This window comes from Niveibacterium sp., assembly GCF_041909475.1.
In the GTDB taxonomy this organism is placed as follows: Bacteria; Pseudomonadota; Gammaproteobacteria; order Burkholderiales; family Rhodocyclaceae; genus Niveibacterium.
Map to the genome: position 1 here is coordinate 20430 of NZ_JAYRDJ010000001.1, position 24465 is coordinate 44894.

Sequence of the window (24465 nt, forward strand, 5' to 3'; positions counted from 1 at the left end):
CGCATCGGGCGGCGTCCCGATGCTGATGAGCATCCTCAACCCGCGGCGCCGCGCTTCAGCTACAGAGGCAGGGCTGGGCCGGGAAGCGGACCTCGAATACGCTGCCACCGCCCGGATTCGCGCTGCATTCGACCACGCCGCCGAGCCCATCGGTCACCAGATTACTGACGATCGCGAGACCCAGACCGACATTGCCGGACAGCCGCCGTGTCGTGAAGAATGGGTCGAAGATTCGCCCACGCACGTCCGCTGCGATGCCACAGCCGTTGTCCGCTACGCGGATGCGCGCCGTGGCGCCCGAATCGATCAGCGCGGCGGACACGACGATCCTTGGTTCGATTTGCATCCCCGGCGGGAAGGCGTGACCCAGCGCGTTCTGGATCAGGTCGGTGAGGATTTCCTGAATCGCGGGCAAGTGCGCCCGAATCCACATCGGGCGGGTTGCGTCGATCGCGGTATGGATGAACCGCGCGCTGAGTTCCGCGTGAAAACTCGTCAGCACTGCAGCGAGCTCGTCGACCAGGTCGCAGTTAACCAGTTGATCGCCGAACTGCGTGATGGACACCTTCTTGAAGGTCTCTACCAGGCGAGCCACTCGGCTCAGATTGCGTTCGAGCTGATCAAGACCGCTGCGGCAGGCAGTGAAGTAGTCGATGACGTTCGTGCGCGAGAGGCGATTGCTCTGGTACTTCGCATCGAGCCCCTCTAGCTCGGAGCGGATGACCGACGCGACCGTGATACTGACGCCAAGCGGGGTGTTGATCTCGTGCGCAACGCCGCGCACAAGCGTGCCGATGGTTCGCGTCTTTTCCGCCATCACGAAGCTGCGGTTCCATTCGCTCAGGTTCTTGCGGATCGCGCGGGCGACTTCGTACTCCCGATCGCACACCAGTGCCAACGCCGCCTGCAACTGCATCAACATTGCTTCGCTGCCCGGATGCAGTTCAACGACCAGCAGCCCGTGCCAGGTGGAGCGCGATGCAACCGGCAGCACCAGCAGTGTGGATTCGCCGAGCTGTTCGATCCACGCGTCGGGCGCGATCAGTGATGCGTTGAAGCGCCGTGAATCGGGCGCCTCGTCAAGCGGCGGGCAACTTGCGACAACGGTGAAGCGTGTGTGGCACGTCGGGCCTGGCTCATGGTCTGGGGCGCTATCGGCAGTGCTGAACGGTGCGGCGTCGCCAACTTGCTGCGAGCCGGCCAGCGTGGGCATGACCGACAGACAGTATTTGCCGATGCCAAGTCGCGGCAGATGTAGTGCCATCAGATCCGGCAGCGAGGCGAAGCTCGCTACGCGCAGCGCATCGAGCGCAGCGTCCCAATTCGAATGCGGCTGAGCGCTCGCAGCACCATCGGGCGCGGCGCGGCGCGCCGCCACCCGGAGAAAGAGCCGGTTGTGCGCAGCACGCAGCGCGTTAGCCGGTAGCTTGGCGATGTTCGGGTGACGTTCAACGACAAGGCGTTCGATTGCGGACCACAGATCGAATGCCCGATCGGCCAAGTCGTCGCCCGCGCCGGGCAGAACGTCGATCGCATCGGCGAATGCGTCGGCATCTTCCGCGGCGGCAACGACATGGTTGCGCAAGGCTGTGTCGATGGTCCATCTGTCACGCGGGCAGCCACACGAGGCGCGTAACTGCAGTGCGCAGGGCGGCAGGCTCACGGGAGTAGGTGGCTCCCCCAACCAGATCTGGGCCAGCAACTCGATCGCGGCTTCGACCTGCGCGTAGATCGGTTGCGATACCGATGTGAGTGGCGGATCTGCATAGCGATTGTGCGGGTCGTCGTCGAAGCCAACCACGGCGACGTCCTGCGGCACGCGGATGCCCGCGTCACGCAGCACCGCAATGATGTGACGGGCCATCAGATCGCTGGCCGCGACCACCGCATCGAAGCGCTTGCCGCTGCGCCATGCGTCCACGAGGCGGTGTGCGTCGGGCACCTTGACGAAGTCGCCTTGCAGGACGAGATCCGCGTCCGGCTCGATACCGTGCGCGCGCAGTGTCTGTTGCCATGTCGCGTGGCGGACAAGGCCATCCTGCGCGCTGGCGGGGCCGCACACGAAGGCCTGGCGACGATGGCCGTGCGCGTGGATCAGGTGTTCCACCAGAGCCTGCATGCCGGCGGCGTTGTCGGCCAGCACCGCGGGCAGATCGTTGATCGACGCGGCAATCGAAACGGCGGGCAAGCCGCCGAAGTCGAGCAGAAACTGGGACGACGCTTCTCGGCCGTCGAACTGACAAAGCCCTGCGTTCAGGATCAGGCCATCCAGTCGCTGCGCATCGATCAGCCGAAATACCGCCGACTGCACACTGAACGACAGGTAGTCGCTGACGTCCTGCGGGCCGGTGAACACCAGTAAGTCAAAGCCCTTGCGGCGACAGATGTCGACGGCTGCGCGCCACAGCCGGTTGGTGTAGTGCCCTTCCCAGCCGAGATGATTAACGAGAAATCCGATGCGCCGGCGTCCAGCCATGTGCTGCCCTGGGTTGCGATCAGCGCGGAAGGTGGATCGAGCGCTGCGCGAGCTGCTGGCTTTACCCTGTATCCCTGCCGCGGATCTGTGTCTTGGCTGGGGTGTCCCGCCGTGTTGGCGGCGTTGCGATGGCTCGCAACGCCTGCCGTGTTCCGTTGCGCTGGATACTAGGCGGGGCAGGGGGCCACATTCCATGACCTTGATTGCGGCTTTTGTCGGGCGCGCCAACGAATGCCTGCGGGTCGGCACCCGATTCCGCCGCCGCGTGGCGCGACGGCGGGCATTGCGAGGCTCAGGGGAGCCAGAGGCTCGCTTTCTGTTCGATCGACTCCGTTGTGCCGTCAAGCGTCTGCAAGCGGAAGCGGATCGGCTGGGCGCCGTGCAGTGAGCCGATCCGATCGCCATTGATCCGAACGGCAATTGATTCCACTGCGGTGCCCGCGGGTGGCAGCACGAAGCGGGTGCGACCGATGATGCGCGCTGCGTTCAAGCCCTCTACGCTGAGGGTCAGCGTGCGTGTGGTCTCCGCCGTGTTCGCAATGGTGATCTGGTAGCTGTTCTCGATGCCGTCTTCGGTCTCGCGGTAAAGGCCACCGCGATCGCGCTGCACTGCAAGCTGCACATCGGCGCGGTGCGCGAGGCTCCAGCTGGTGCCGAGCATCAGGGCGGTGAAGATCGCGGCGTAGATCGCGGTGCGCGGCCGCAACGCCCTGCGCACGATGTCCTGCCGGCCGAGCTTGCGCACCACTGCGTTCTCGGTGGCGTAGCGAATCAGGCCGCGCGGGCGCTCGATCTTGTCCATCACCTGGTCGCAGGCATCGATGCAGGCAGCGCACGCGATGCACTCCGCTTGCAAGCCGTCGCGAATGTCGATGCCGGTTGGGCAGACCTGCACGCAGATGCCGCAGTCGATGCAGTCGCCGCGCGGTGCTTCAGCGCCCGACTGGGTCTTGTTGATACGCCCGCGCGGTTCGCCGCGCGCTTCGTCATAGGTGATGATCAGCGTGTCGGCATCGAACATCACGAACTGAAAGCGCGCGTAGGGGCAGACGTACTTGCACATCTGTTCGCGGAAGAAGCCCGCATTGCCATAGGTGGCGGCCGCGTAGAACAGGATCCAGAATGCCTCCCAGGCGCTGACGCTTGCATTGGCAATGGCTTCGGTAAGCGGGCGGATCGGTGTGAAGTAGCCAACAAAGGTCAGCCCGGTCCATAGCGAGAACGCGATCCAGGTGAAGTGCTTGGCGGTTTTTCGGCGCAGCTTGTCGAATGACCAAGGGGCCGCGTCCAGCTTCATACGCTGGCTTCTGTCGCCCTCAATGCGCGCTTCGATCCACAGAAAGATCTCGGTATAGACCGTCTGTGGGCAGGTGTAGCCGCACCAGAGCCGGCCCGCGACTGCAGTGAACAGAAACAGGGCGAGCGCCGAGAGAATCAGCAGGATCGCGAGGTAGATCGTGTCCTGAGGGCGCAGGCTCAGGCCGAAGATGTCGAACCTGCGCGTGTCGAGATCGAACAGCACGGCTTGCCGTCCGTTCCACGGCAACCAGCAGAACCCGTAGAACACGGCTTGCGTCAGCCACACGAAGAGCCAGCGCCAGCGCTGGAAGCGGCCGCTGATCGACTTGGGGTAGATCTTGGGTTCGGCAACGTAAAGCGAGTTGATCGGGATGACGCGCTTCTGTCCAGGCTTAGCGGCCATCGTCGGCCCCCATGTCGGCGTCCTGGTCGTTACCTGCTGCGTGCTGTGGCCACGCGGGCGGGTGGCCGTTCCGATCCCAATGCCCTTCGAGCGCCGGGAACAACACGCGCTCCTCGAACCGCACATGCTCGTTCAGCAGTTGCGCGAAGCTGGCAGCGTGGCGCCTCATGCGGGGCGCGCTGGCGAGAAAGTCGATCAGCACTTCGTGGTCGGCGCGCAGCTGCGCAACCAGCGTCCCTTCGCCGAAGCGTTCAAGCTCAGGAATCAGCACCGTCTCCTCAAACCTGAAGTGCGCCAGCAATTCTGGTCTGAGCGCGAGGGCGTCGGCGACGGCGGCCTCCAGTGCTTCCGGCGAGTTCGCCTGGCCAAGATGGGATGCAAGACGCAGTGCGGCGTGATGTTCTCGTGACAAGGGGCGCAGATGCGCAGTTCGTTTCATGCTCGGGCTTACCTTCTTCCTAAACGTGCTTCTGTCTTGAGATCACATGTGCCGCCAAGTCGTGCCCGCACGGGCGAGACCGATACTCGTTGCCCGGGCCGTGCGTGAGCTGCCATCGAAAGCCTGACGGCGCCTCGTGCTCGAGCAGAGCGCCGATCCAGCACGTTTGTCTGCGCTCGGAGGGCAAGGGTGGCGGCTGTCATGGATCAAGACGCGGTCGTGCCACAATGATCAACATGTCGATTTATATCACAACGTGATGGTTTGAGATGACTGAACCAACGACGCCAGAATCGACGACACCGGTTGTGCTGCTTGGCAAGCACCAGTACGAGGCGCTCTCCGAGTTTCGCTACCAGCTCCGGCGCTTCCTGCACTTCAGCGAAACCGCGGCGCGTGATGCTGGGCTCACGCCGCTGCAGTACCTGCTGCTGTTGCACATCCGTGGTTTTCCGGGGCGCGAGTGGGCGACCGTGGGCGAGCTCGCCGAGCGCTTGCAGATGCAACATCACGGCGCGGTGGCGTTGCTGACACGATGCGAAGAGCAGGGGCTTGTCGAACGTCGGCGCAGTGATACCGACCGGCGGAAGGTCGAAATCCACCTCACCGCCACCGGCTCCCGCCACCTCGAACACCTGGCGGCCATGCATGAGGCGGAACTACGGTCTCTGCAAAGCACGTTCCGGGTCGCGCGGATTACTGCCTTCAACGACGACGCATGAGTTCAGTGCGTCGTTGGATGCCGCCCCCAGATTTCGCTTTCATGGACCTCTGATGGCGGCGTCGTTTCAAGTGGGTGTGGCTGCGGTTTTCGTCGGTGCCGACGCGAAACGCGACGTCACGCGTCGAACGCGATCGGGCGCGCTTCTTCGATGAGCCATTGGCGGAGCGCGGCGGTGCTTTCCTGTTCCAGTTGCCCTTCGCGATACATCAGGTAGTACGAGAGTCGCAGCGATACGTCGGTGCGGAACGGGCTGACCAGGCGGCCGGCGGCGAGGTCGTATTCAACCAGCAGCTGTTGCCCGAGCGCGATGCCTTGTCCGTCGATGGCGGCTTGCAGCGCGAGCTGTGTGTCGCTGAGCCCCATGCTGCGGCGGGCCTGGCTTTCGGAGAGGCCGACTTCCTCCAGCCATTGCCGCCACGTCGGCAGATGCGCGAGCCGCTGGGCGCTGCGATCGTGCAGCAGGTTGTGTTCGAGCAGGCTGGGCAGGCCGTCGAGTTGCGCGGCGACCGCGGGGCTGCACACCGGCAGGAAACCGGTGGTGGCGAAGCGCTCGGTTACGGTGCCCCGTTCAGCTGATTGCCGTTCGGCGATCAGCAGGTCGAGCGAATCGAGTGATTGCAGTTCGGGTTCGGTGATGACCTCGACGCGCAGTTCCGGGTTGGCATTGAGGAAACGGAACAGCCGCGGCACCAGCCACTTGCTGCCGAGTGCGGCGGGCACGCCGATCCGGAGAGGCCGGGCGGTGTCAGAGAGCAGCAGCTCGGTGGCTTGCTGCACCGAGCGGAAAGCGTCGCGGATACGCGGCAGGTAGTTCTCGCCAGCCCCCGTCAACAGCAACTGGTTGTTGTGGCGATCGAACAGCTTGAGGCCGAGGAACTCCTCAAGCTGTTTGACCTGATGGCTTACCGCCGCGTTCGTGACGCAGAGCTCGTCGGCGGCGCGCGTGAAGCTCATGTGGCGTGCAGCGACCTCGAACACGCGCAGTCCGTTGAGCGGGGGTAGTCGTTTTCGGGCGTGCATGCGTTGAACGTGATTAATCGTTTCATTAAGTTTATGTAGTTTGCCAAATTCCGTGTGGCAGTCAAGGATTGTCTGCGTGTATACCCGCGCCGCTATTGTCAAATAATGTGTGACAACACAAGACTTTCTCGGGCGGATTCGGGTGTCGGTGATGCGCGGAATTAATGGGATTTAAGCTTTAATCAAATCGTGGAGATGGAGGTATTCGCCGCGGCGGTGGCCGGGCGTGGCGAGGCAAGTGTCGTGATGCGCCGCGGAAAACGAGCGGCGGCCGAGAGTTCGGAGTGCCACGGCGAGAACTGTGCAGAGATTGCGCATCGCAGCACATCGATAAGCGGTGGGTACATCCGGCTGCACTGCAAATCGGGCGCGCCAGCGCCCTTGCGAGGAGACAAACAAGAAATGAATTTCATCAACCACGTGTTGGCGTGTCTGACGGCGTGCCTGCTGCTGCCCGGCGTGGCGGCGGCCGCGACGTTTGCGAAGGGGGCGGATGTCAGCTGGGTCAACCAGGAGGAAGCGGCGGGCTACGTCTTCTACAACAGCGCTGGTGTGGCGACCGATCCTTTCGTGCTGCTGAAGAACCTCGGGACGAATGCGATCCGGCTGCGGGTGTGGGTGAACCCGGGTGACGGCTGGAATAACGGAGCGGACGTGCTGTACAAGGCCAAGCGCGCGGCCGCCCAGGGCATGCGCATCATGATCGACTTCCACTACAGCGATTCGTGGGCCGACCCGGGGCAGCAGACCAAACCGTCGGCGTGGTCCAGCCATACCTACAGTCAGCTCAAGACGGATGTCTACAACCACACCTACGGCATCCTCACCTACCTCAAGACCAACGGCATCACGGTCGAATGGGTGCAGGTGGGGAACGAGATCAACAGCGGCATGTTGTTGCCGGAGGGCAGCACCTCGAACTTCACGCAGCTTGCCGGCCTGATCAATCAGGGCTACGCCGCGGTGAAGGCGGCCTACCCGAGCGCACTGGTCGTACTCCACCTTGCCAACGGCTACAACAACACGGTGTTCCGCTGGTTCTTCGACGGTGTGAAGGCCGCCGGTGCCAAGTGGGATGTGATTGGCATGTCGCACTACCCGCCGGTGGCGAGCTGGTCGAGCTACAACACGCAGCTCACTACCAACATGGCGGACATGGTGTCGCGCTACGGCAAACCGGTCGTGATCAGCGAGGTCGGGATGGACTGGACGCAGGCGGCGACTGCGAAGAGCATGATGAGCGATCTCATCAGTCGCGTCAGCGCGCTCGGTTCAAACGGGCTTGGCGTCTTCTACTGGGAGCCCGAAGCGTATCCGGGCTGGCAGGGCTACACCTACGGCGCGCTGAACGGTTCCGGGCAATTCACGCAGGCGCTGGACCCGTACTGATCGCCTGATTTGATCGGGTGGGGTGGTCGGCGCGGCCCGGCTGCCCCATTGCGCGGAGCGAAGGGCGCCGCGCACGCCCGCTTTGCCGCAGTGGTGCCCGCCGCAAACCGGGCGCTTTTCAACAGGATCACTTGCAATGATGAATCCGCAACGATGCGGTCGCGGGCTTTGCCTCGCGTTGGTGCTGGCGCTGGCCGGCTGTGGTGGTGGCGGGGGCGCGACGGATAGCGGCACGTCGGGCGGCGGCAGTTCGCCTGCGAAGCCGATTGCCGCGTTTGCGCGTGGTGCCGACGTCGGTTGGCTGAGTGCGGAAGAGGCCGCGGGCTACCGTTTCCAGAGCGCCAACGGCACCGAGACCGATGCCTTTGCGCTGCTTGGTGCGCATGGGGTGAACGCGATCCGCCTGCGCGTATGGGTTGATCCGGCCGATGGCTGGAACGGCGTCGCGGATGTCGTGGCCAAGGCGCGTCGCGCGCAGGCCGCGGGGCAGCGCATCATGATCGACTTCCACTACAGCGATACCTGGGCCGACCCGGGGCATCAGACGAAACCGGCCGCTTGGGCGACGCACGACTACGCAGCGTTGAAGAATGACGTTGCCGCGCACACGCGCGATGTGCTGGCGGCGCTGAAGCAAGCTGGCGTGAGCGTGGAGTGGGTGCAGGTCGGCAACGAGATCGGTGGCGGCATGCTGTGGCCGGAAGGCAGCTACCAGCACTTCGACCAGCTTGCCGGGCTCATCAACAGCGGCTACGCGGCCGTGAAGGCGGTGTATCCGGAAGCCCAGGTCGTCGTGCATCTGCAGAACGGCAACGATGACGCGCTGTTCCGCTGGCTCTTCGACGCCTTGAAGGCGGCCGGCGGGCAGTGGGATGTGATCGGGCTCTCGCACTATCCGCCTGCGAACGACTGGCTGCGCTACAACCAGCTGATCGGCGCGACGATGGCGGACATGGTGAGCCGCTACGGCAAGCCGGTGATCGTCACCGAAGTCGGTATGGACTGGCAGAAGGCGGCGGCCGCGCACGCGATGATCAGCGACCTGATTGCGCGCATCGCCCAGCAGGGCGAATACGGCCGCGGTGTTTTCTACTGGGAGCCGCTCGCCTGGCCGGGGTGGCAGGGCTACACGATGGGCGCGCTGGACAGCAACGGCCGACTCACCGAGGCGCTGGACGCCTATCGCGAGTGATCCGCCACGGGCGCGCGGGTCGTGCTCAGTTGCGCGACCGGCGTACCCGCGCGGTGGAGTCCCGCACGACCAGTTGCGGCACCGAGGTCATCGCGTGGCGGGGCACGGTGTTGTTGCCGTCCTCGATCACTTCCATCATCAGCTGCACCGCGAGTTCCGCCGCTTCTTCGGACGGCACGGCGACGGTGGTCAGCGCCGGCCGCACCTGATGCGCGAGCTGGATGTCGGTGATGCCGATGACCGATAGGTCCGACGGCACTTCAAGGCCGAGATCCGCTGCCGCCTGCAGCACGCCGATTGCCGGCAGGTCGTTCGATACGAAGATCGCGGATAGATCCGGCACCGCAGCGAGCAAGCCGTGCGCGGCATTGCGGCCCGCATCGATGGTGTCGCCGCCGAAGCGCACTTCTTCTGGCGGATGCGGCACGCCGGCTCGCGCCAGCGCATCGCAGAAACCGCGGTAACGCCAGATATGGTTGCCGGTCGGCTCACTGCCGACGACCGCGCCGATGCGTGTGTGGCCCAACTTCAGCAGGTGTTCGGCCGCGATCACGCCGGCCTGGTGGAAGTCGACGCCGATGTAGGGCAGTTCCGGCGCTTCGTCCGGCTTCTCCCACATGCACAGCACCACCGGCACGCCGCGGCGACGCAGCGCGAGCAGCTCTTCAACCCGCACGAAATCGGCGTTCATCACCAGCACGCCTTGCGCCAGCGAACCGCCGACCGCGTCGAGGTAGGCCGCTTCCTGCGCCGGGTCGTTGTTGGTGTTGCAGACGAGCAGGAAGTAATCGCGCTTGCGTACAGCCTTTTCCACCGCAAGTGCGAACTCGGGGTAGAACGGGTTTGCGATGCTGGAGACGATCAGCGCAATCGTGTGCGGCCGCCCCTCGACCAGCGCGCGCGCATTCAGATTCGGGCGGTAGCCCAGTTGCTGCACGGCAGCGAGCACGCGCTCGCGGGTTGCATCGCTGACGCGGCCGCGGCCACGCAGCACGTTGGATACGGTGGCGGGGGTAACGCCTGCCAGGCGCCCGACTTCGACGAGGGTGGACATGGATGGATCTTAGCAGCGTGACGTTGGGTCGACCGTTCAGGGCGTGCGCAAAACGGCTTCGATTGCGTTGATTTCTTCCGGCGACAGCGGTGCGGCATTGGCCGCGGCCACCGCATCGAGAATCTGTTCGCTGCGGCTGGCGCCGATCAGCACCGAGCTGATCGCCGGCTGGCGCAGCACCCAGCTCAGCGCCATCTGCGCGAGTCTCTGGCCGCGTGCCGCCGCGATGTCGTTCAGTGCACGCACCAGCGCGAGCCGTTGCGGCGTGATCTGCTCCGGCTTCAGGAAGGCGCCGCGCGCGGCGCGCGAGTCGGCCGGAATTTCGCCGCTCAGGTAGCGATCGCTCAGCACGCCTTGCGCCAGCGGCGAGAAGGCGATGCCGCCGATGCCCTCGTCCGCCAGCGCATCGAGCAAGCCGCCTTCCACCCAGCGATCCAGCATGCTGTAGCGCGGCTGGTGGATCAGGCAGGGTGTGCCCAGCTCGCGCAGCATCGCTGCCGCGCGGCGTGTGAGCTCCGCCGGGTAGTTCGACAGGCCGACGTACAGTGCCTTGCCGCTGTTCACGATGTGCGCCAGCGCGGCCATCGTTTCCTCCAGCGGCGTCTCGGGGTCGGGTCGGTGGTGGTAGAAGATGTCGACGTAGTCCAGGCCCATGCGCTTGAGGCTCTGATCCAGGCTCGCCACCAGATACTTGCGCGAGCCCCAGTCACCGTAGGGGCCGGGCCACATCGTGTAACCGGCCTTGGTCGAAATCACGAGCTCATCGCGATAAGGCTTCAGATCGCTGGCGAGAAGGGCGCCGAAAGTCTCCTCGGCGGAGCCGGGCGGTGGGCCGTAGTTGTTGGCCAGGTCGAAGTGCGTGATGCCGTGGTCGAAGGCGCAGCGCACCAGCGCCCGCGCATTCTCGAAACGGTCCACGCCGCCGAAGTTGTGCCACAGGCCGAGCGATACGGTGGGCAGCTTCAGGCCGCTGCGGCCGCAGCGGCGATAGGGCAGGGTGGCGTAGCGACTCTCCGCTGGCGCGTAGTGACTCATGGCTGACTCCGGTTCCGGTCAAGGGGGCGAGTATCCATCAGGCGGGCTCGTCCTGGGGCCCGACTTCCCATGCCGCAACGCTGGCGGCCGGCAGAATTTCCGCGCCGAGCACGAAGCGCGCGCCGGCCGGTGCCGGCACGCGGGCGCTGTGCGGGCCGTGGTTGATCGCGAATTGCAGCTTGCCGCGGCGGCGCAGGCGCAGGCCATCGTCCACCCGGCGCACCATCACGCCGGCTTCGCGTGCGCAGCCTTCAAGTTGATCCAGCAGCAGCGCAGAGGCGAAGCTGCCGGCGAAGTAACGCGCGTTGCCATGGCGCAGGATCGCCGGCTGGCCATCGCCGAAGCGCGCCAACACCTCGGTGGCGTCGAGCGGTTCGACGAAGTCGCGCCACACACCGGCACTGCCGAGTTCTCGGCCGGCTGCGAGCACCGGAATATTGACGCCGGGCCGCAGGCTTTCGACCCGCGTCACGCGCATCGGCAGCAGCGTCCGCAGCGCACCGGGCGGCAGGCCTTCCGGCACCGCGAATAAGGGTGTCTTCGCGCCGCAGCGCGGGCCGAACACCAGTTGGGCGCCACTGGCGCGCAGACGATCGGTGAGGGCCTCGTCGATCACGCTGAGCGCAGGCACCGCGATCAGCGCGTAGCCAGAAAAGCTGTCAGCGCTGGCCGGGACGATGTCGATGTCGAGGCCCAGCCGGCGCAAGGCGCTGTACCAGCTGAAGGCCTCGCTGTAGTAATCGATGCTGGCGCCGTGCGGCTGGATGTCGTGCATCCACTTGGCGCTGTAGTCGAACACCAGTGCCACGCGGGCGCGGCCGGCCGGGCCGGGCTGCAGGCGGGCGAGTTCGCGCGCGACCTGCGCCGCCTCGGTGCCGCCGATGTCGACCTGGTCGTCCGGTGTGTGAAGGCCGGAGTGCATCTGCTCCTGCGCATAGGGCACCTGGCGCCAGCGGAAGTACGACACCACTTCGGCACCGTGCGCGAAGGCCTCCCAGGTCCAGGTGCGCACCATGCCGGGCAGTGGCGCGGGGTTGGCGTTGGCCCAGTTGACCGGGCCGGCCTGCTGTTCCATCACCCACCAGCGGCCCTTGCAGACGCCGCGGTAGAGATCGTGATTGAAGGCGGATACATCGGGGTGGCCGGTGCGCATCCAGCGCAGGCGGTCTTCGTCCGACACGAAGTGGGCCATGTCGGTGAAGCCGAGCGGATAGTTGTCCCAGCTCGCGACATCGAGGTCGTGCCCCATCTGGTGGTGCTCGAACTCGGCGAAGAAGCCCATGAAGTTATGCAGCACATCGCGGCCGGGCGCGTGCTCGCGCAACGTCTCGACCTGCATGCGGTTGTAGCGGATCACTTCGTCCGAGGCGAAACGCCGGTAGTCCAGCGCATGGATCGGATTGGCGAAGGTCGGCAAGGCCACCGGCGCGCCGATCTGCTCGAAGCTGCTGTATTCCATGCTCCAGAACACATTGCCCCAGGCTTCGTTGAGCGCGGCGATGCTGCCGTAGCGCTCGGCCAGCCAACGCCGGAAGCCCTGCACCGCCGCCGCGGAGTAGGAGAGCACCGTATCGTGGCAGCCGTATTCGTTGTCGGTCTGCCACGCGATCACGGCCGGGTGTTGGCCGTAGCGGCGCGCCATCGCCTCGATAATGCTGCGGCTCGCGGCGTGGAAGGCTTCGTTCGAAAAGCAGTAGTGGCGGCGCGAGCCGAAGCCCCTGGGGTGGCCGTGGGCGTCCAGCGCCAGCATGTCCGGGTGTTGGTCGAGCAGCCAGCGAGGCGGCGCTGCGGTTGGCGTGCCGAGTACGATCTGCAGCCCTGCACCCGCGAGTGTTTCGATTGCCTGATCGAGCCAGGCCCAGTCGTACTCGCCCGGCTTCGGTTCGAGCTTGCTCCACGCGAACTCGGCAATCCGGACAATGCGGATACCCATTGCGTGCATGCGGCGCGCGTCGTTGGCCCACATCGTCTGCGGCCATTGTTCGGGGTAGTAGCAGACGCCGAGCTGCATCGTCCGGGCGGGTAGGGGCTCCATGATCCGACGAATCCTATCAGTGAGGTTAAGCGATTAATGCGCTGCGAATCATACGCGTCAGCTGAATCTTGTCACCATCCAGATGCGAGCCTGGGGTGGGATTTGCGTTGGATCAAAGCCCAGGATGGCAGCGAACCTGCCTCCACGCCGAAGGTGTTTGTGTTTGAAGATCCAGATGATTCAAGGCTTGCGGGCGTGTTGTGCATATAGATGTTTGACTTGAATTGCTTGTACGTAGGGGTATACCCTTATTGTTTGTGCGTCATCGAATCGCGAGACTGCGCCGAAACTTAAACGCTTAATCAAAAACGTGACTTCTTCGATCTCGCTCAGCCTTCCTGCCGACCTCGCTCCCGTGGAGCGCGACTTCCTGAACCTCGGGCACTACCAGCCTGCTGCGCGCCGCCTGACGGTGAACAGCCGCTACGTCGAGCTCGACGGCAAGCCGTGGCTGCCGGTGATGGGCGAGTTCCACTACTCGCGCTACCCGGCCGACGAGTGGGAGGCCGAACTGCGCAAGATGCGCGCCGGCGGTGTCAGCATCGTTGCCAGCTATGTGTTCTGGAACCATCACGAAGCCGAGCGCGGCCAGTTCGACTGGGCGGGTTCGCGCGATCTGCGCCGCTTCGTGCAACTTGCGGCGGCGGCCGGGCTTTATGTGTATCTGCGCCCGGGCCCCTGGGTGCATGCGGAATCGCGTTACGGCGGTTTTCCGGACTGGCTGATCGGCATTGGCGAGCTGCGCTGCAACGCGCCGGCCTATCTCGCCGAAGTGACCCGCTTCTATCGGCAGATCGGTGAGCAGGTGGACGATCTGATGTGGGCGGATGGCGGCCCGGTGATCGGCGTTCAGCTCGAAAACGAATACGACCGCATCGGCCCCGGCTGCGGTGCCGAGCACATTGCCGAACTCAAGCGCATCGCGATCGAAGCTGGTCTGCGTGTGCCGCTCTACACCGTCACCGGCTGGCCGACGCTGGATATTCCGCCGCACGACGTGGTGCCGGTGTCAGGTGCTTACCCCGATGGCTTCTGGCAGGGCAGCAGCGAACCGCTGCCGCCGTCCGGCGTATTCGTGTTCAACACCGAGCGCGCGATCGGCGAGATGGGCAACGTCGGTGGCACGCCGGCCGAGGGCCGCGTCGACAAGACGCACTACCCCTTCTTCCTCGCCGAGGCTGGCGGTGGCATGCATGTTTCCTACCACCGTCGCCCGACGCTGATGGCAGACGATCTCGCTGCGACGACGCTGGTGCAGATCGGCTCCGGCGCCTCGCTGTACGGCTACTACATGTATCACGGCGGCACCAACCCGCTCGGCCCGCGCCGCTACAACGAAACGCAGGACACCGGCTACCCCAACGACGTTTCGGTGCTGGGCTACGACTTCCGCGCGCCGCTCGGCCAGTACGGCCAAACGCGCGAATCCTACGGTCGCCTGCGCTGCCTGCATCTGTTCCTGCAAGCCTTCGGCGAAGAACTGGCGCCGATGGAAGCGGTGATGGCCGATGGCGCGAGCCTCGATGCCGCGGCGCGCGAGCCGTTGCGCGTGGCGGCTCGTGGGGCCGGTGAGCAGGGCTTCGTGTTCATCAACAACCATGTACGCCACCACCCCTTGCCGGATTTTCCGGCGGTGCAGATTTCGGTGAAGACGGCGGCTGGCGCGCAGCGCTTCCCGCGCGTCGATGTGCCGAGTGGCGCCTACATGATCTGGCCGCTGGGTGCGCGCATCGGTGCCGCAGTGCTGCGAAACGCCACGGTGCAGCCGCTGACGCGCTGGGTCGAGGATGGCCGCACGACCTGGGTGGCGTTCGTGCATCCGGCGATCGCACCGAGCCTGGCGTTCGACGCTGCCACGGTGAGCGTCGTTGATGCCGGTGGTGCCGCCGTTGAAACGGTGGGTGACGAGTTGATCGTCCGCCCGGCCGCCGGCGCGTCCGCCACCCGGCTGAAGCTGGTCGACGCCGCCGGTGTGCAGCACGACGTATTGCTGCTCGATCGCCCGCTCGCCGAGCAGGCGGCCCGCGTGCAGTACCGTGGCCGCGAGCGCCTGGCGTTCAGCGCGCATGCAACGTATCAGCGCGGTGCCGACATTGTGGTGGCTTCGCCCGCCGCGCAAGCCGCAGCGATCAGCTTCTTCCCGGGCGACGATCTGGTCGGAGAGGCGCTTGCGGGCGGTCTGGTCCGGGTCACGGTGGCCGAAGCGAATACCGCACCGTACGCCGCCGCCATCGCGTTTGATGTGCTGCACGACGAACCGACGCCGCCGGCCGTGCGCCTCGGCCCGCATATCTCGTGGCGTGCCGGCCCGGTGCCGCTGGCGCCGGACGATGCCGAGTTCGCACAGGCCACCACGGTGCGCCTGAATCCGCCCGCCGAGTGGGCCGCGATCAAGGGCCGCTTGCTGGCCGAGATCCAGTACGTCGGCGATGCCGCGCGCCTGTATGCCGACGGCGTGCTGGTGGACGACAACTTCTTCGACGGCGAGCCCTGGTATGTCGGCCTCGATCGCTTCATCCGCAACGGCCAGTGGCCGACGCTGGAACTGCGCATCGTGGCGGCGCGACCGGAGTTGCCGATCTTCCTTGAGGCCGCGGCACGCGAGCGGCTGAACCAGGCCGCGCATCGCGGCTGCCTGGCAACAGTCACGCTCACCGCATGGCGCGAAGCGCTTCTCGCATCGGCGATCTGACCGAACAGACGACTCACAGAATCGGAGCACGGTGTGGCAGGGGTAACGCTTAAAAACGTCAGCAAGTCCTACGACGGCAATGCGCCGGTGGTGCGGGACGTGTCGCTCGAAATCGCCAATGGCGAGTTCTGCGTGTTCGTCGGGCCCAGCGGCTGTGGCAAGTCCACCTTGCTGCGCATGGTCGCCGGGCTGGAAGACATCACCGCCGGCGACATGCTGATCGGCGAGCAGCGGGTGAACGATCTCGCGCCGTCGGAACGCAACGTCGCGATGGTGTTCCAGAACTACGCGCTGTATCCGCACATGGATGTGGCCGCCAATATCGCCTTCGGCATGGGCCTCGCGGGCCACGACAAGGAAACGATCAAGAGCCGCGTCGCGAAGATCGCCGAGATGCTGCAGATCGAGCGCCTGCTGGCGCGCCGACCGCGTGCTTTGTCGGGCGGGCAGCGGCAGCGGGTGGCGATTGGCCGCGCCCTGGTGCGCGACCCCGGTGTGTTCCTGTTCGACGAACCCTTGTCGAACCTCGATGCCGCGCTGCGCACGCAGATGCGCGTCGAGATCGCCCGCATGCACCGCGAATACGGCAAGGCCAGCACGATCTACGTGACGCACGATCAGGTGGAAGCGCTCACGCTGGCCGACAAGATCGTGCTGCTGCACACCGGCGACGACGTGGCGCGTTACGGCAGCGTGGCGCAGGTCGGTTCGCCGATGCAGCTCTACAACGCGCCGGCGAATCGTTTCGTGGCGGGCTTCATCGGCTCGCCAAAGATGAATTTCATCGATGTCGAGATCAGCGCCATCGCGCCGCAGGGCGTGCAGGTGCGCACCCGCCGCGGCGAAGTGCTCAACGCGGCTGTCAAGCCGGGGGCACTGGCGGTGGGCGATCGCGCAACGCTGGGCGTGCGGCCGGAGCATGTGGCGCTGCAGGCCGGCAACGACGCCGATACGATTGGGTGCGGTGTGCGCTGGGTCGAACATCTGGGCGACCAGACCTTCGCCTACCTCGATGCGGGCGAGGGCGAAGATCTGCTCGCGCGCATCGACGGCACGCACGCGGTGCGCATCGACGATGCGGTGCGGCTGCAAGTGCCGGCGCAGGCCTGCCATTTGTTCGATGCCGATGGCCGCGCCTGCGAGCGCCTGGGTTACTAGCAATTTGGGGGGCGGCCCCGGTTGCGGGCTGCCCAAGGTGGGTCGTGCGCCAGTGGGCGCGCGGCGTGAGTTCGGGTGTTAGAAGAATCAGGAGACACGTAATGACAGTATTCACTCCCCGTCGTCGGGCGCTGGGTCTCATTGCAGCCGGCGTGATCGGCGCGCTGGGCAGTGCCGCCTTCCCGGCCATGGCGGCAGAGAAGGGCAGCCTGCTCATCTGGATCAACGGTGACAAGGGCTACGAAGGCATCACCAAGATCGCGCAGAAGTTCACCAAGGACACCGGCATTGCGGTGAAGGTGGAGCATCCGGAAGACGCGATCGCCAAGTTCGAGCAGGCCGCCGCCGCCGGCAAGGGCCCGGACATCTGGATGTGGCCGCACGACCGCGCAGGTAGCTGGATCTCGGCCGGCCTGATCACGCCGGTGACGCCGTCGAAGAAGACCGTCGAATCGATCGATCCGCTCGCGTGGAAGGCGTGGAACATCGGCGGTAAGACCTGGGGTTACCCGATCTCGATCGAAGCCGTGGCGCTGCTGTACAACAAGGATCTCGTGCCGACCGCACCGAAGACCTGGGACGAAGTGATCGCGCTGGACAAGACGCTCGCCCCGAAGGGCAAGCGCGCCATCATGTGGCCGATGACCGAGATCTACTACTCCTACGGTCTCTTCTCGGCAGGCGGCGGCTATGCCTTCAAGCGTAACGACGACGGCACCTACGACGCCAAGAACACCGGCATGGACAGCCCCGGTGCGATCCGAGGCATGGAAACCATCATGTCGCTGATCAAGGCCGGCGTGATGCCGAAGACGGCGAGCTACGCCGAAGCCGAAGCGGCAATGAACGAAGGCCGCGTCGCCATGACGATCAACGGCCCGTGGGCATGGAACAACCTGAAGAAGAGCAAGATCAACTTCGGCGTTGCCCCGTTCCCGAAGGTTGATGGCAAGCAGGGCGGCGCCTTCGTCGGCGTGCTCGGCGCGATGGTCAGCACCGCCAGCCCGAACAAGGAATCGGCCAACGAGTTCCTCGAGAACTACCTGCTGTCGCAAGAGGGCCTCAAGGCGATGCATGCGCATGTGCCGCTGGGTGTGCCGGCGAACAAGGCGTTCTACAACGAGCTCAAGAGCGATCCGCTGATCGCCGGCACCATGGCGGCCGCCCAGGCGGGCTCGCCGATGCCGAACAACCCCGAGATGACGCGCTTCTGGACGGCCATGCAGGCCGCGCTGCAGAACATCACCCAGGGGCGTGAATCGGTGAAGGACGGCCTCGCCCGCGCAGGCAAGCGCATCCGCGGCGAGTGAAGCAAACAGGTTAATCGGGAAGTGATGATGAAAGCGGTGAGGGAATGAAGCGCTCGTATCTGCACATGGCCTTGGCGGCACTCGGCGTGGTTGCGCTGGTGGCTGGCTTTGCGCTGGTGGTGGTGTTCTACATGGCGCGCCAGCCCGCGCTGGCGCTTGCCGCGCTCGGGCTGATCGGCGGTTCGGTCTGGATCTACCTGTCGCCGCGCTTCTACGCGTGGCGCTATGTGGTGCCGGGCATCTTCGCTGCGCTGCTCTTCATCGTCCTCCCGATGGCCTACACGCTCACCATTGGTTTCACCAACTACAGCTCGGCACACCTGCTGTCGTTTGACCGGGCAACCGATGTGCTGCTCGGCCGCACCGTCAGCAGTGGCGAAGGCGTGAGCTTTCGCATGCTGCCGCAGCAGGGCGGTGCTTACCGCTTCGTGTTTACCGACGACGCCGAGCAGCATTTCGCATCCGAGCCGGTGAAGCTCGGCGGCGCGCAGCGCGTGACGGTTGCAGCGATTGCCGACGAGCCGCAGGGCGAGCCGGCAACGCTGAAGGATGTGATCGCCTTGCAGGCGCAGATCAAGGATCTCGTCGCGGTAATGCCCGACGGTACCGAAATGCGCATGAGCAGCCTGCGCCGCTTCTCGGCGATGCACCCGGCGTTTTCGCGCAACAAGGATGGCTCGCTGACCGATGCGGCGGATGGCTCGCGCCTGACGGCCGACTTCGCCCGCGGCTACTGGCTGCGCGCCAATGGTGATCCGGTCGAACCGGGCTTCCGGGTCTACGTCGGCTGGGAAAACTATGTGCAGATCTTCAAGGATCCGCGCTTCTTCGAACCCTTCGGCCGCGTGTTCGGCTGGACGATCAGCTTTGCCGCGATCAACACCGTTTTGACTTTCGCGATCGGCATCCTGCTCGCCAACGCGCTGAACTGGGATGCGCTGTGCTACCGCAACTTCTACCGGCTGATGCTGTTCCTGCCGTATGCGGTGCCGGCCTTCATCTCGATTCCGGTGTTCCGCGGGCTGTTCAACGAGAACCTCGGCGAGATCAACATGGTGCTCGAAATGTTCTTCGGCGTGCGCCCGAGCTGGTTCTCGGACGCTACGCTGGCGCGCAGCATGGTGCTGATCGTGAACACCTGGCTCGGCTACCCGTACATGATGATTCTGTGCATGGGGCTGATCAAGGCGATCCCATCCGAGCTGTATGAAGCCTCAGCACTGGCCGGTGCCGGCCCGCTGACCAACTTCTTCCGCATCACGCTGCCGCTGATCGCTCGCCCGATCGCGCCGCTGCTGATCGCATCGTTCGCGTTCAACTTCAACAACCTCACGCTGATCGCGCTGCTGACCGGTGGTGCGCCGGACTACCTCGACACCCAGGTGCCGGTGGGGGCGACCGACTTGCTGGCGTCCTACACCTACCGCATCGCGTTCCAGGACTCGGGGCAGAACTACGCGCTGGCCTGCGCGATCTCGTCGATCGTGTTCCTCATCGTCGCCACGCTGGCGGTGGTGAACCTGCGCCTGTTCAAGGTCAACCACGCCAACGCCTGAAGGATCCAAGACCATGGCCATCGTTCTCAAGAAATCGCACCGCTGGCGCGTGTTCGCCACGCACGCCGCGATGATCGCCTTCATCGCACTGACGGTGATGCCCTTCCTGATGATCGTGTCGATCTCGCTGCGCCCCGGCAACTTCGCCGGCGGCAGCCTGATCCCGTCGCACATCAGTTTCGAACACTGGAAGCTCGCGCTCGGCATGTCCTACCTCGATGCCGACGGCACGCTGGTGAAGCCGCCCTTCCCGGTGCTGCAATGGATCATCAACTCGATGAAGGTCGCGCTGATCTCCGCGATCGTGTCGCTGGTGCTGTCGATCACCAGTGCCTACGCCTTCGCCCGCATGCGTTTCCGCGGCCGTGACATGATGCTCAACGCGCTGCTGCTGTTGCAGATGTTCCCGTCGGTGCTGGCGCTCGTCGCCATCTACGCGCTGTTCGACCGCATCGGCGACTTCGTGCCCTGGCTGGGCCTCAACAGCCACTGGAGCCTCGCACTGGCTTACACCGGTGGCGTCGCACAGCACATCTGGCTGATCAAGGGTTACTACGACAGCGTGCCGCGCGAACTCGAAGAGGCGGCCGCCGTGGATGGTGCAACACCCTTCCAGGCATTCGTGCATGTGCTGCTGCCGATGGCGGTGCCAATCCTGGTCGTGGTGTTCGTGCTCGCCTTCCTCGGCGGCATGATCGAGTACCCGGTCGCCTCGGTGCTGATGCACGAAGAAAGCAAGCTCACGCTGGCGATCGGCTCGCGCCTGTTCCTCTTCAACCAGCGCTACCTGTGGGGCGACTTCGCGGCCACCGCGATCCTCGCCGGCATGCCGCTGACCGTGCTGTTCCTTGTCACGCAGAAGTGGCTCGTCTCGGGCCTCACCTCGGGCGCCGTCAAGGGCTGAATCTCTCAACACGCGTGTCTCCGTCACCGGCCGTTCGGCGGCCGGTGCGGGCGGCGCACGCCTATCGACCAAGTAACACAGACCGAAAATAACAGGGGACAAACGAACATGAACCAGACTTCGTTCCGACTGCGCACGCTGGCCGTGGCCTTGCTGTGCGCCGCCACGCTGCCGAACGTCACCTTTGCCGCCGCGCCCGCTGCGGTCACGGTGCAGCCGGTGCCCGAGCTGCGCGCCGATTTCATGATGGGCGCCGATGTGTCGATGACCGACCAGATCGAAAAGCTCGGCGGCAAGTTCTACGACGCGCAGGGTCAGCAGAAAGACATCTTCGCGATCCTGAAGGAAAACGGCGTCAACTGGATCCGCCTGCGGATCTGGAACAACCCGGTCAACGCGGCCGACGTGGTCGAAGGCGGCAAGACGATCTCGCGCAAGGGCGAACCGGTCGGTGGCGGCAACAATGATCTCGCGGCCACGATCCGCATGGCGCAGCGCGCCAAGGCGCAGGGCCTGAAGCTGCTGCTGGACTTCCACTACAGCGATTTCTGGGTCGACCCGGACAAACAGTTCAAGCCCGCCGCATGGGAAAAGCTCAAGGGCAAGGAACTCGAAGCCGCGGTGCATCAATACACCGCCGATGTGCTGAAGGCGCTGCGTGAGGCGAACGCCTCGCCTGACATGGTGCAGATCGGCAACGAACTCAACGGCGGCATGCTGTGGCCGGACGGCAAGACCTGGAAGGCCAAGCCGGAAGAGCAGATCGGCGGCGACGAAGGCTTCGTTGCGCTGCTGAGCCAGGGCATCAAGGCGGTGCGCGAATCCGACCCGAGCCGCAAGACCAAGGTCGCGGTGCACCTCGCGAATGGCGCTACCAACGATCTCTATCGCCGCGTGTTCGATCTGCTGACCAAGAAGGGTGTGGACTACGACGTCATCGGCCTGTCCTTCTACCCGTACTGGCACGGCACCTTCGACGACTTCCAGACCAACGTCGATGACATCTCCTCGCGCTACGCGAAGGAAGTGGTCGTGATGGAAACCGCCTACGCCTATACCACCGAAGACGGCGACGGCTTCCCTAACCTGTTCAACCGCGACATGCAGAAGAGCGTGGGCTACAAGGCCACGCCGCAGGGGCAGGCGAGCCTGGTGCGCGATGTGATCAACGCCGTCGCGCAAGTGCCGGGTCAGCGCGGTGCGGGTGTCTTCTACTGGGAACCGGGCTGGATTCCGGTCAAGGGCGCAGGCTGGCGTACCGGCGAAGGCAACGCGTGGGACAACCAGGCGATGTTCGACTTCAAGGGCCGCGCGCTGCCCTCGCTGGCCGTTTTCAAGCGGGTGCGCGAAGCGGGCACGGCGGCCGATGTGCCGACGCTGCTACCGGTGGCGCCGCTGAAGCTGACCACCTACGTGGGTGAGAACTTCGCGCCGCCGGAGAAGATGCGCGTCGCGTTCTCCGACGATGCGCAGCGTGAAGTGTGGGTGAGCTGGGACGACGTATCGGCCGAGCAGCTCAAGCAAGCCGGCAACTTCAAGCTCAAGGGCCATCTGAGCAACTTCGATGTACCGGTCGAAGCGGCCGTCGCGGTGGTGCCGCGCCGCAACCTGATCGAAGACCCGAGCTTCGAAAACGGCAAGCTGGAAGGCTGGACGATCACCGGCACCGCCGCGGCGATCAGCAACGAACGCAATCCCGGCAACGCGAAGACCGGCCAGCAATCGATGCACTACTGGCTCGGCGAGCCCTTCAAGGTTGAGGCGACCCGCAGCTACACCGGCATCCCCAACGGCACTTACAGCCTCAAGGCCTGGGCCGCAGGCGGCGGTGGCGAGAAGTCGATCGAGCTGATCGCCCGCGATTGCGGCGACGGCAAGCGCTACACCAAGACGATCACCAACACCGGCTGGCAGAAGTGGGCGCAATACACCGTCAGCGGCATCAAGGTGACCAACGGTGCCTGCACCGTGGGCGTTGCGATCGACGGCCAGACCGGCAACTGGGGCAACCTCGACGACTTCGAGTTCATTCGCGACGGCGCGAACTGAGCGGCATGCCGGGCGCTGCCACAAGCCGCGCCCGGCATGAATGAAATCTCGGAGTGGGGGGACATTCCATGAAGCACAAAGGTATCGCGCTGCGCCTGTGGCTGATCGTGGGCGTTGCGGCGGTGGCGCTGCTGCTGGTCGGCGGCGCAGGTCTGCTGGCGACTGGTGCGCTCGACCGTGCGCTGGGCGTTGCGAACGGGCAGACGATTCCATCGATCACCGCGATCGATGGCGCCGAGGCGGCGCTGTTGCATGCGCAGGTCGACGTGCTGAGTCACATGACCAACATCGCCGACGGCAAAAAGGACGAAATCGAGAAGGGGTTGAACGCCAATCTCGCCACCCTCGAACGGCAACTTGCCGCTCAGGAAAAGCGCGTCAGCGGCGCTGAAGAAGGCAAGCTGATGAAGGCCGACCGCGAGGGCGTGAAGGCCTTTCTGGCAGTGGTACCCGAGGTGCTGAACCTCTCGCGCAAGAACATGGACGACGCCGCGCGCCATGCGGTGGAGAACGACCTGCTGCCGGCCGGCGCCAAGGCGCTCGCTGCGCTGCGCGCACATGCCGACTACAACGCGCAACGCTCCACCGCCTCGGCCAAGGCTGCGGCGAACGACGCCCAGCGTGGTCACCTGATGATCGCATCGGTGATCGTGCTGGCGATCGCAACGGTTGCCGGCCTCGGCGCGATGCTGGTGCGCGGCATTGCCGACGCGCTGCGGCGGGTGCAGGACACCGTAACGCGCATTGGCGCCGAGCGCGACTTCACGCTGCGCGTACCGGTGGCGCGCGCCGACGAACTGGGCCGCATCGCGCAATCGCTCAACGCGCTGTTCGAATCGCTGCAGACCGATCTGGCTGCACTCGCCGGTGGCGCGTCGCGGGTCGGCACCGCGGCGGCACGTGTGGCACAGGGCGCGGACGAGGGCGCTGCGAGTGCCGATGCGCAGAGTGAAGCCGCCGCGGCGATGGCTGCCGCGATGGAGCAACTCACGGTCACCGTGTCGCACATCGGTGAGCAGGCCGGCGAGGCGCATGCGCTGTCGCGCGAATCCGGCGCGCTGGCCGCCAGCGGTGGCGAAGTGATCGGCCGCACGCTGGACGACATTGCGCAGATCGCCGCGGCGGTGGATGAGGCCTCCACCCGCATTCGCGCGCTCGGCGCGGACAGTGATCGTATCTCGTCGGTCGTTGCGGTGATCCGCGAGGTGGCCGAACAGACCAACCTGCTCGCGCTCAACGCCGCGATCGAAGCGGCGCGGGCGGGCGAGCAAGGGCGCGGCTTCGCGGTGGTGGCGGACGAAGTGCGCAAGCTCGCCGAGCGCACTGCGAGTTCCACGCGTGAGATTGCCAAGATGGTCGATGCGATCCGCGGCGGCGCACGAGTCGCGATCGAGGGCATGGACCACGCCGTCGATTGCGTGTCGCAGGGCGTTGCACGTGCGAACGATGCGAGCCACGCGGTGCAGCGCATCGCACAGGCCAACGCCAGTGCCGAGGCGCGCGTCACGGAGATCAGCGACGCAATCCGCGAACAGGGCAGTACGAGTGTTGCAGTGGCGCAACGCGTCGAGCAGATCGCGCAGATGGCGGAAGACGCGAGTCGCTCCTCCAGCGTCAGCGCATCGCTCGCGCGCGAGCTCGACAGCCTCGCGGCCGACATGCAACGGGCCATCTCGGCCTACCGCCTGGCCTGACGTGATGACGCGCACACAACTGCCTGGCTGCGGCCC

General features: G+C 65.4%; 17 protein-coding genes. 10 read left to right on the forward strand and 7 right to left on the reverse strand.

The window, feature by feature from the left end; genetic code table 11:
* Positions 1 to 55: 55 nt before the first annotated feature.
* From ACE3P0_RS00090 to ACE3P0_RS00100, 3 genes are all read right to left on the reverse strand, one after another.
* Positions 56 to 2476, reverse strand: coding sequence for a substrate-binding domain-containing protein (locus ACE3P0_RS00090; RefSeq protein ID WP_374398624.1), 2421 nt, complete (start codon positions 2474 to 2476; stop codon positions 56 to 58).
* A 292-nt stretch (positions 2477 to 2768) separates the two neighbouring features.
* Entirely contained in the window at positions 2769 to 4178 is a 1410-nt protein-coding gene (ccoG, locus tag ACE3P0_RS00095) for a cytochrome c oxidase accessory protein CcoG (protein WP_374398626.1), read from the reverse strand.
* Entirely contained in the window at positions 4168 to 4617 is a 450-nt protein-coding gene (locus ACE3P0_RS00100) for a hemerythrin domain-containing protein (RefSeq protein ID WP_374398628.1), read from the reverse strand. The genes ccoG and ACE3P0_RS00100 overlap by 11 nt, the downstream gene beginning before the upstream one ends.
* Before the next feature lie 269 nt (positions 4618 to 4886).
* Between ACE3P0_RS00100 and ACE3P0_RS00105 the strand changes: the two genes are divergently transcribed.
* On the forward strand, positions 4887 to 5339 hold the full coding sequence (locus ACE3P0_RS00105; RefSeq protein ID WP_374398630.1) for a MarR family winged helix-turn-helix transcriptional regulator: 453 nt from the start codon (positions 4887 to 4889) through the stop codon (positions 5337 to 5339).
* A gap of 116 nt (positions 5340 to 5455) precedes the next feature.
* On the opposite strand, the gene gcvA is transcribed toward ACE3P0_RS00105, so the two are convergent.
* A complete protein-coding gene (gcvA, locus tag ACE3P0_RS00110) occupies positions 5456 to 6361 on the reverse strand; it encodes a transcriptional regulator GcvA (RefSeq protein ID WP_374398632.1) in 906 nt (301 codons plus the stop codon).
* A gap of 402 nt (positions 6362 to 6763) precedes the next feature.
* Between gcvA and ACE3P0_RS00115 the strand changes: the two genes are divergently transcribed.
* Positions 6764 to 7750 (forward strand): arabinogalactan endo-beta-1,4-galactanase, encoded by a 987-nt coding sequence (locus ACE3P0_RS00115; RefSeq protein ID WP_374398634.1) that lies wholly within the window; start codon positions 6764 to 6766, stop codon positions 7748 to 7750.
* Positions 7751 to 7886: 136 nt separating this feature from the next.
* On the forward strand, positions 7887 to 8942 hold the full coding sequence (locus tag ACE3P0_RS00120; protein WP_374398636.1) for an arabinogalactan endo-beta-1,4-galactanase: 1056 nt from the start codon (positions 7887 to 7889) through the stop codon (positions 8940 to 8942).
* A gap of 25 nt (positions 8943 to 8967) precedes the next feature.
* Here the strand turns inward: ACE3P0_RS00120 and ACE3P0_RS00125 are convergent, their stop codons facing one another.
* The 3 genes from ACE3P0_RS00125 to ACE3P0_RS00135 are packed head-to-tail and all read right to left on the reverse strand — an operon-like array spanning position 8968 to position 13066.
* Positions 8968 to 9996: a LacI family DNA-binding transcriptional regulator gene (locus tag ACE3P0_RS00125; RefSeq protein WP_374398638.1), complete on the reverse strand. Its 1029-nt coding sequence runs from the start codon at positions 9994 to 9996 to the stop codon at positions 8968 to 8970.
* Positions 9997 to 10032: 36 nt separating this feature from the next.
* Complete coding sequence (locus tag ACE3P0_RS00130; RefSeq protein ID WP_374398640.1) at positions 10033 to 11031, reverse strand: aldo/keto reductase; 999 nt, start codon at positions 11029 to 11031, stop codon at positions 10033 to 10035.
* Between the two features lie 37 nt (positions 11032 to 11068).
* Positions 11069 to 13066, reverse strand: a complete 1998-nt coding sequence (locus ACE3P0_RS00135) for a beta-galactosidase (RefSeq protein ID WP_374398642.1) — start codon at positions 13064 to 13066, stop codon at positions 11069 to 11071.
* Positions 13067 to 13376: 310 nt separating this feature from the next.
* Between ACE3P0_RS00135 and ACE3P0_RS00140 the strand changes: the two genes are divergently transcribed.
* The 7 genes from ACE3P0_RS00140 (at position 13377) to ACE3P0_RS00170 (ending at position 24429) form a co-directional block, all read left to right on the forward strand.
* Complete coding sequence (locus tag ACE3P0_RS00140; protein WP_374398644.1) at positions 13377 to 15758, forward strand: beta-galactosidase; 2382 nt, start codon at positions 13377 to 13379, stop codon at positions 15756 to 15758.
* Between the two features lie 33 nt (positions 15759 to 15791).
* Positions 15792 to 16916, forward strand: a complete 1125-nt coding sequence (locus ACE3P0_RS00145) for an ABC transporter ATP-binding protein (protein ID WP_374398646.1) — start codon at positions 15792 to 15794, stop codon at positions 16914 to 16916.
* 101 nt (positions 16917 to 17017) lie between these two features.
* Entirely contained in the window at positions 17018 to 18226 is a 1209-nt protein-coding gene (gene malE / locus ACE3P0_RS00150) for a maltose/maltodextrin ABC transporter substrate-binding protein MalE (protein ID WP_374398648.1), read from the forward strand.
* A 44-nt stretch (positions 18227 to 18270) separates the two neighbouring features.
* Positions 18271 to 19782: a maltose ABC transporter permease MalF gene (gene malF, locus ACE3P0_RS00155; protein WP_374398650.1), complete on the forward strand. Its 1512-nt coding sequence runs from the start codon at positions 18271 to 18273 to the stop codon at positions 19780 to 19782.
* 13 nt (positions 19783 to 19795) lie between these two features.
* A complete protein-coding gene (malG, locus tag ACE3P0_RS00160) occupies positions 19796 to 20686 on the forward strand; it encodes a maltose ABC transporter permease MalG (protein ID WP_374398652.1) in 891 nt (296 codons plus the stop codon).
* Positions 20687 to 20794: 108 nt separating this feature from the next.
* Positions 20795 to 22735: a glycosyl hydrolase 53 family protein gene (locus ACE3P0_RS00165; RefSeq protein ID WP_374398654.1), complete on the forward strand. Its 1941-nt coding sequence runs from the start codon at positions 20795 to 20797 to the stop codon at positions 22733 to 22735.
* Between the two features lie 68 nt (positions 22736 to 22803).
* On the forward strand, positions 22804 to 24429 hold the full coding sequence (locus ACE3P0_RS00170; RefSeq protein WP_374398656.1) for a methyl-accepting chemotaxis protein: 1626 nt from the start codon (positions 22804 to 22806) through the stop codon (positions 24427 to 24429).
* The last annotated feature ends 36 nt before the right edge of the window (positions 24430 to 24465 follow it).

What these genes read in the sequence shown, in the direction of transcription:
- malF (WP_374398650.1), top strand. Translation starts at nt 18,271, where the DNA reads ATGAAGCGCTCGTATCTGCACATGGCCTTGGCGGCACTCGGCGTGGTT.
- ACE3P0_RS00090 (WP_374398624.1), bottom strand. Translation starts at nt 2,476, where the DNA reads ATGGCTGGACGCCGGCGCATCGGATTTCTCGTTAATCATCTCGGCTGG.
- ACE3P0_RS00120 (WP_374398636.1), top strand. Translation starts at nt 7,887, where the DNA reads ATGATGAATCCGCAACGATGCGGTCGCGGGCTTTGCCTCGCGTTGGTG.
- malE (WP_374398648.1), top strand. Translation starts at nt 17,018, where the DNA reads ATGACAGTATTCACTCCCCGTCGTCGGGCGCTGGGTCTCATTGCAGCC.
- ACE3P0_RS00115 (WP_374398634.1), top strand. Translation starts at nt 6,764, where the DNA reads ATGAATTTCATCAACCACGTGTTGGCGTGTCTGACGGCGTGCCTGCTG.
- ACE3P0_RS00125 (WP_374398638.1), bottom strand. Translation starts at nt 9,996, where the DNA reads ATGTCCACCCTCGTCGAAGTCGGGCGCCTGGCAGGCGTTACCCCCGCC.
- ACE3P0_RS00170 (WP_374398656.1), top strand. Translation starts at nt 22,804, where the DNA reads ATGAAGCACAAAGGTATCGCGCTGCGCCTGTGGCTGATCGTGGGCGTT.
- ACE3P0_RS00165 (WP_374398654.1), top strand. Translation starts at nt 20,795, where the DNA reads ATGAACCAGACTTCGTTCCGACTGCGCACGCTGGCCGTGGCCTTGCTG.
- gcvA (WP_374398632.1), bottom strand. Translation starts at nt 6,361, where the DNA reads ATGCACGCCCGAAAACGACTACCCCCGCTCAACGGACTGCGCGTGTTC.
- ccoG (WP_374398626.1), bottom strand. Translation starts at nt 4,178, where the DNA reads ATGGCCGCTAAGCCTGGACAGAAGCGCGTCATCCCGATCAACTCGCTT.
- ACE3P0_RS00130 (WP_374398640.1), bottom strand. Translation starts at nt 11,031, where the DNA reads ATGAGTCACTACGCGCCAGCGGAGAGTCGCTACGCCACCCTGCCCTAT.
- malG (WP_374398652.1), top strand. Translation starts at nt 19,796, where the DNA reads ATGGCCATCGTTCTCAAGAAATCGCACCGCTGGCGCGTGTTCGCCACG.
- ACE3P0_RS00105 (WP_374398630.1), top strand. Translation starts at nt 4,887, where the DNA reads ATGACTGAACCAACGACGCCAGAATCGACGACACCGGTTGTGCTGCTT.
- ACE3P0_RS00135 (WP_374398642.1), bottom strand. Translation starts at nt 13,066, where the DNA reads ATGGAGCCCCTACCCGCCCGGACGATGCAGCTCGGCGTCTGCTACTAC.
- ACE3P0_RS00100 (WP_374398628.1), bottom strand. Translation starts at nt 4,617, where the DNA reads ATGAAACGAACTGCGCATCTGCGCCCCTTGTCACGAGAACATCACGCC.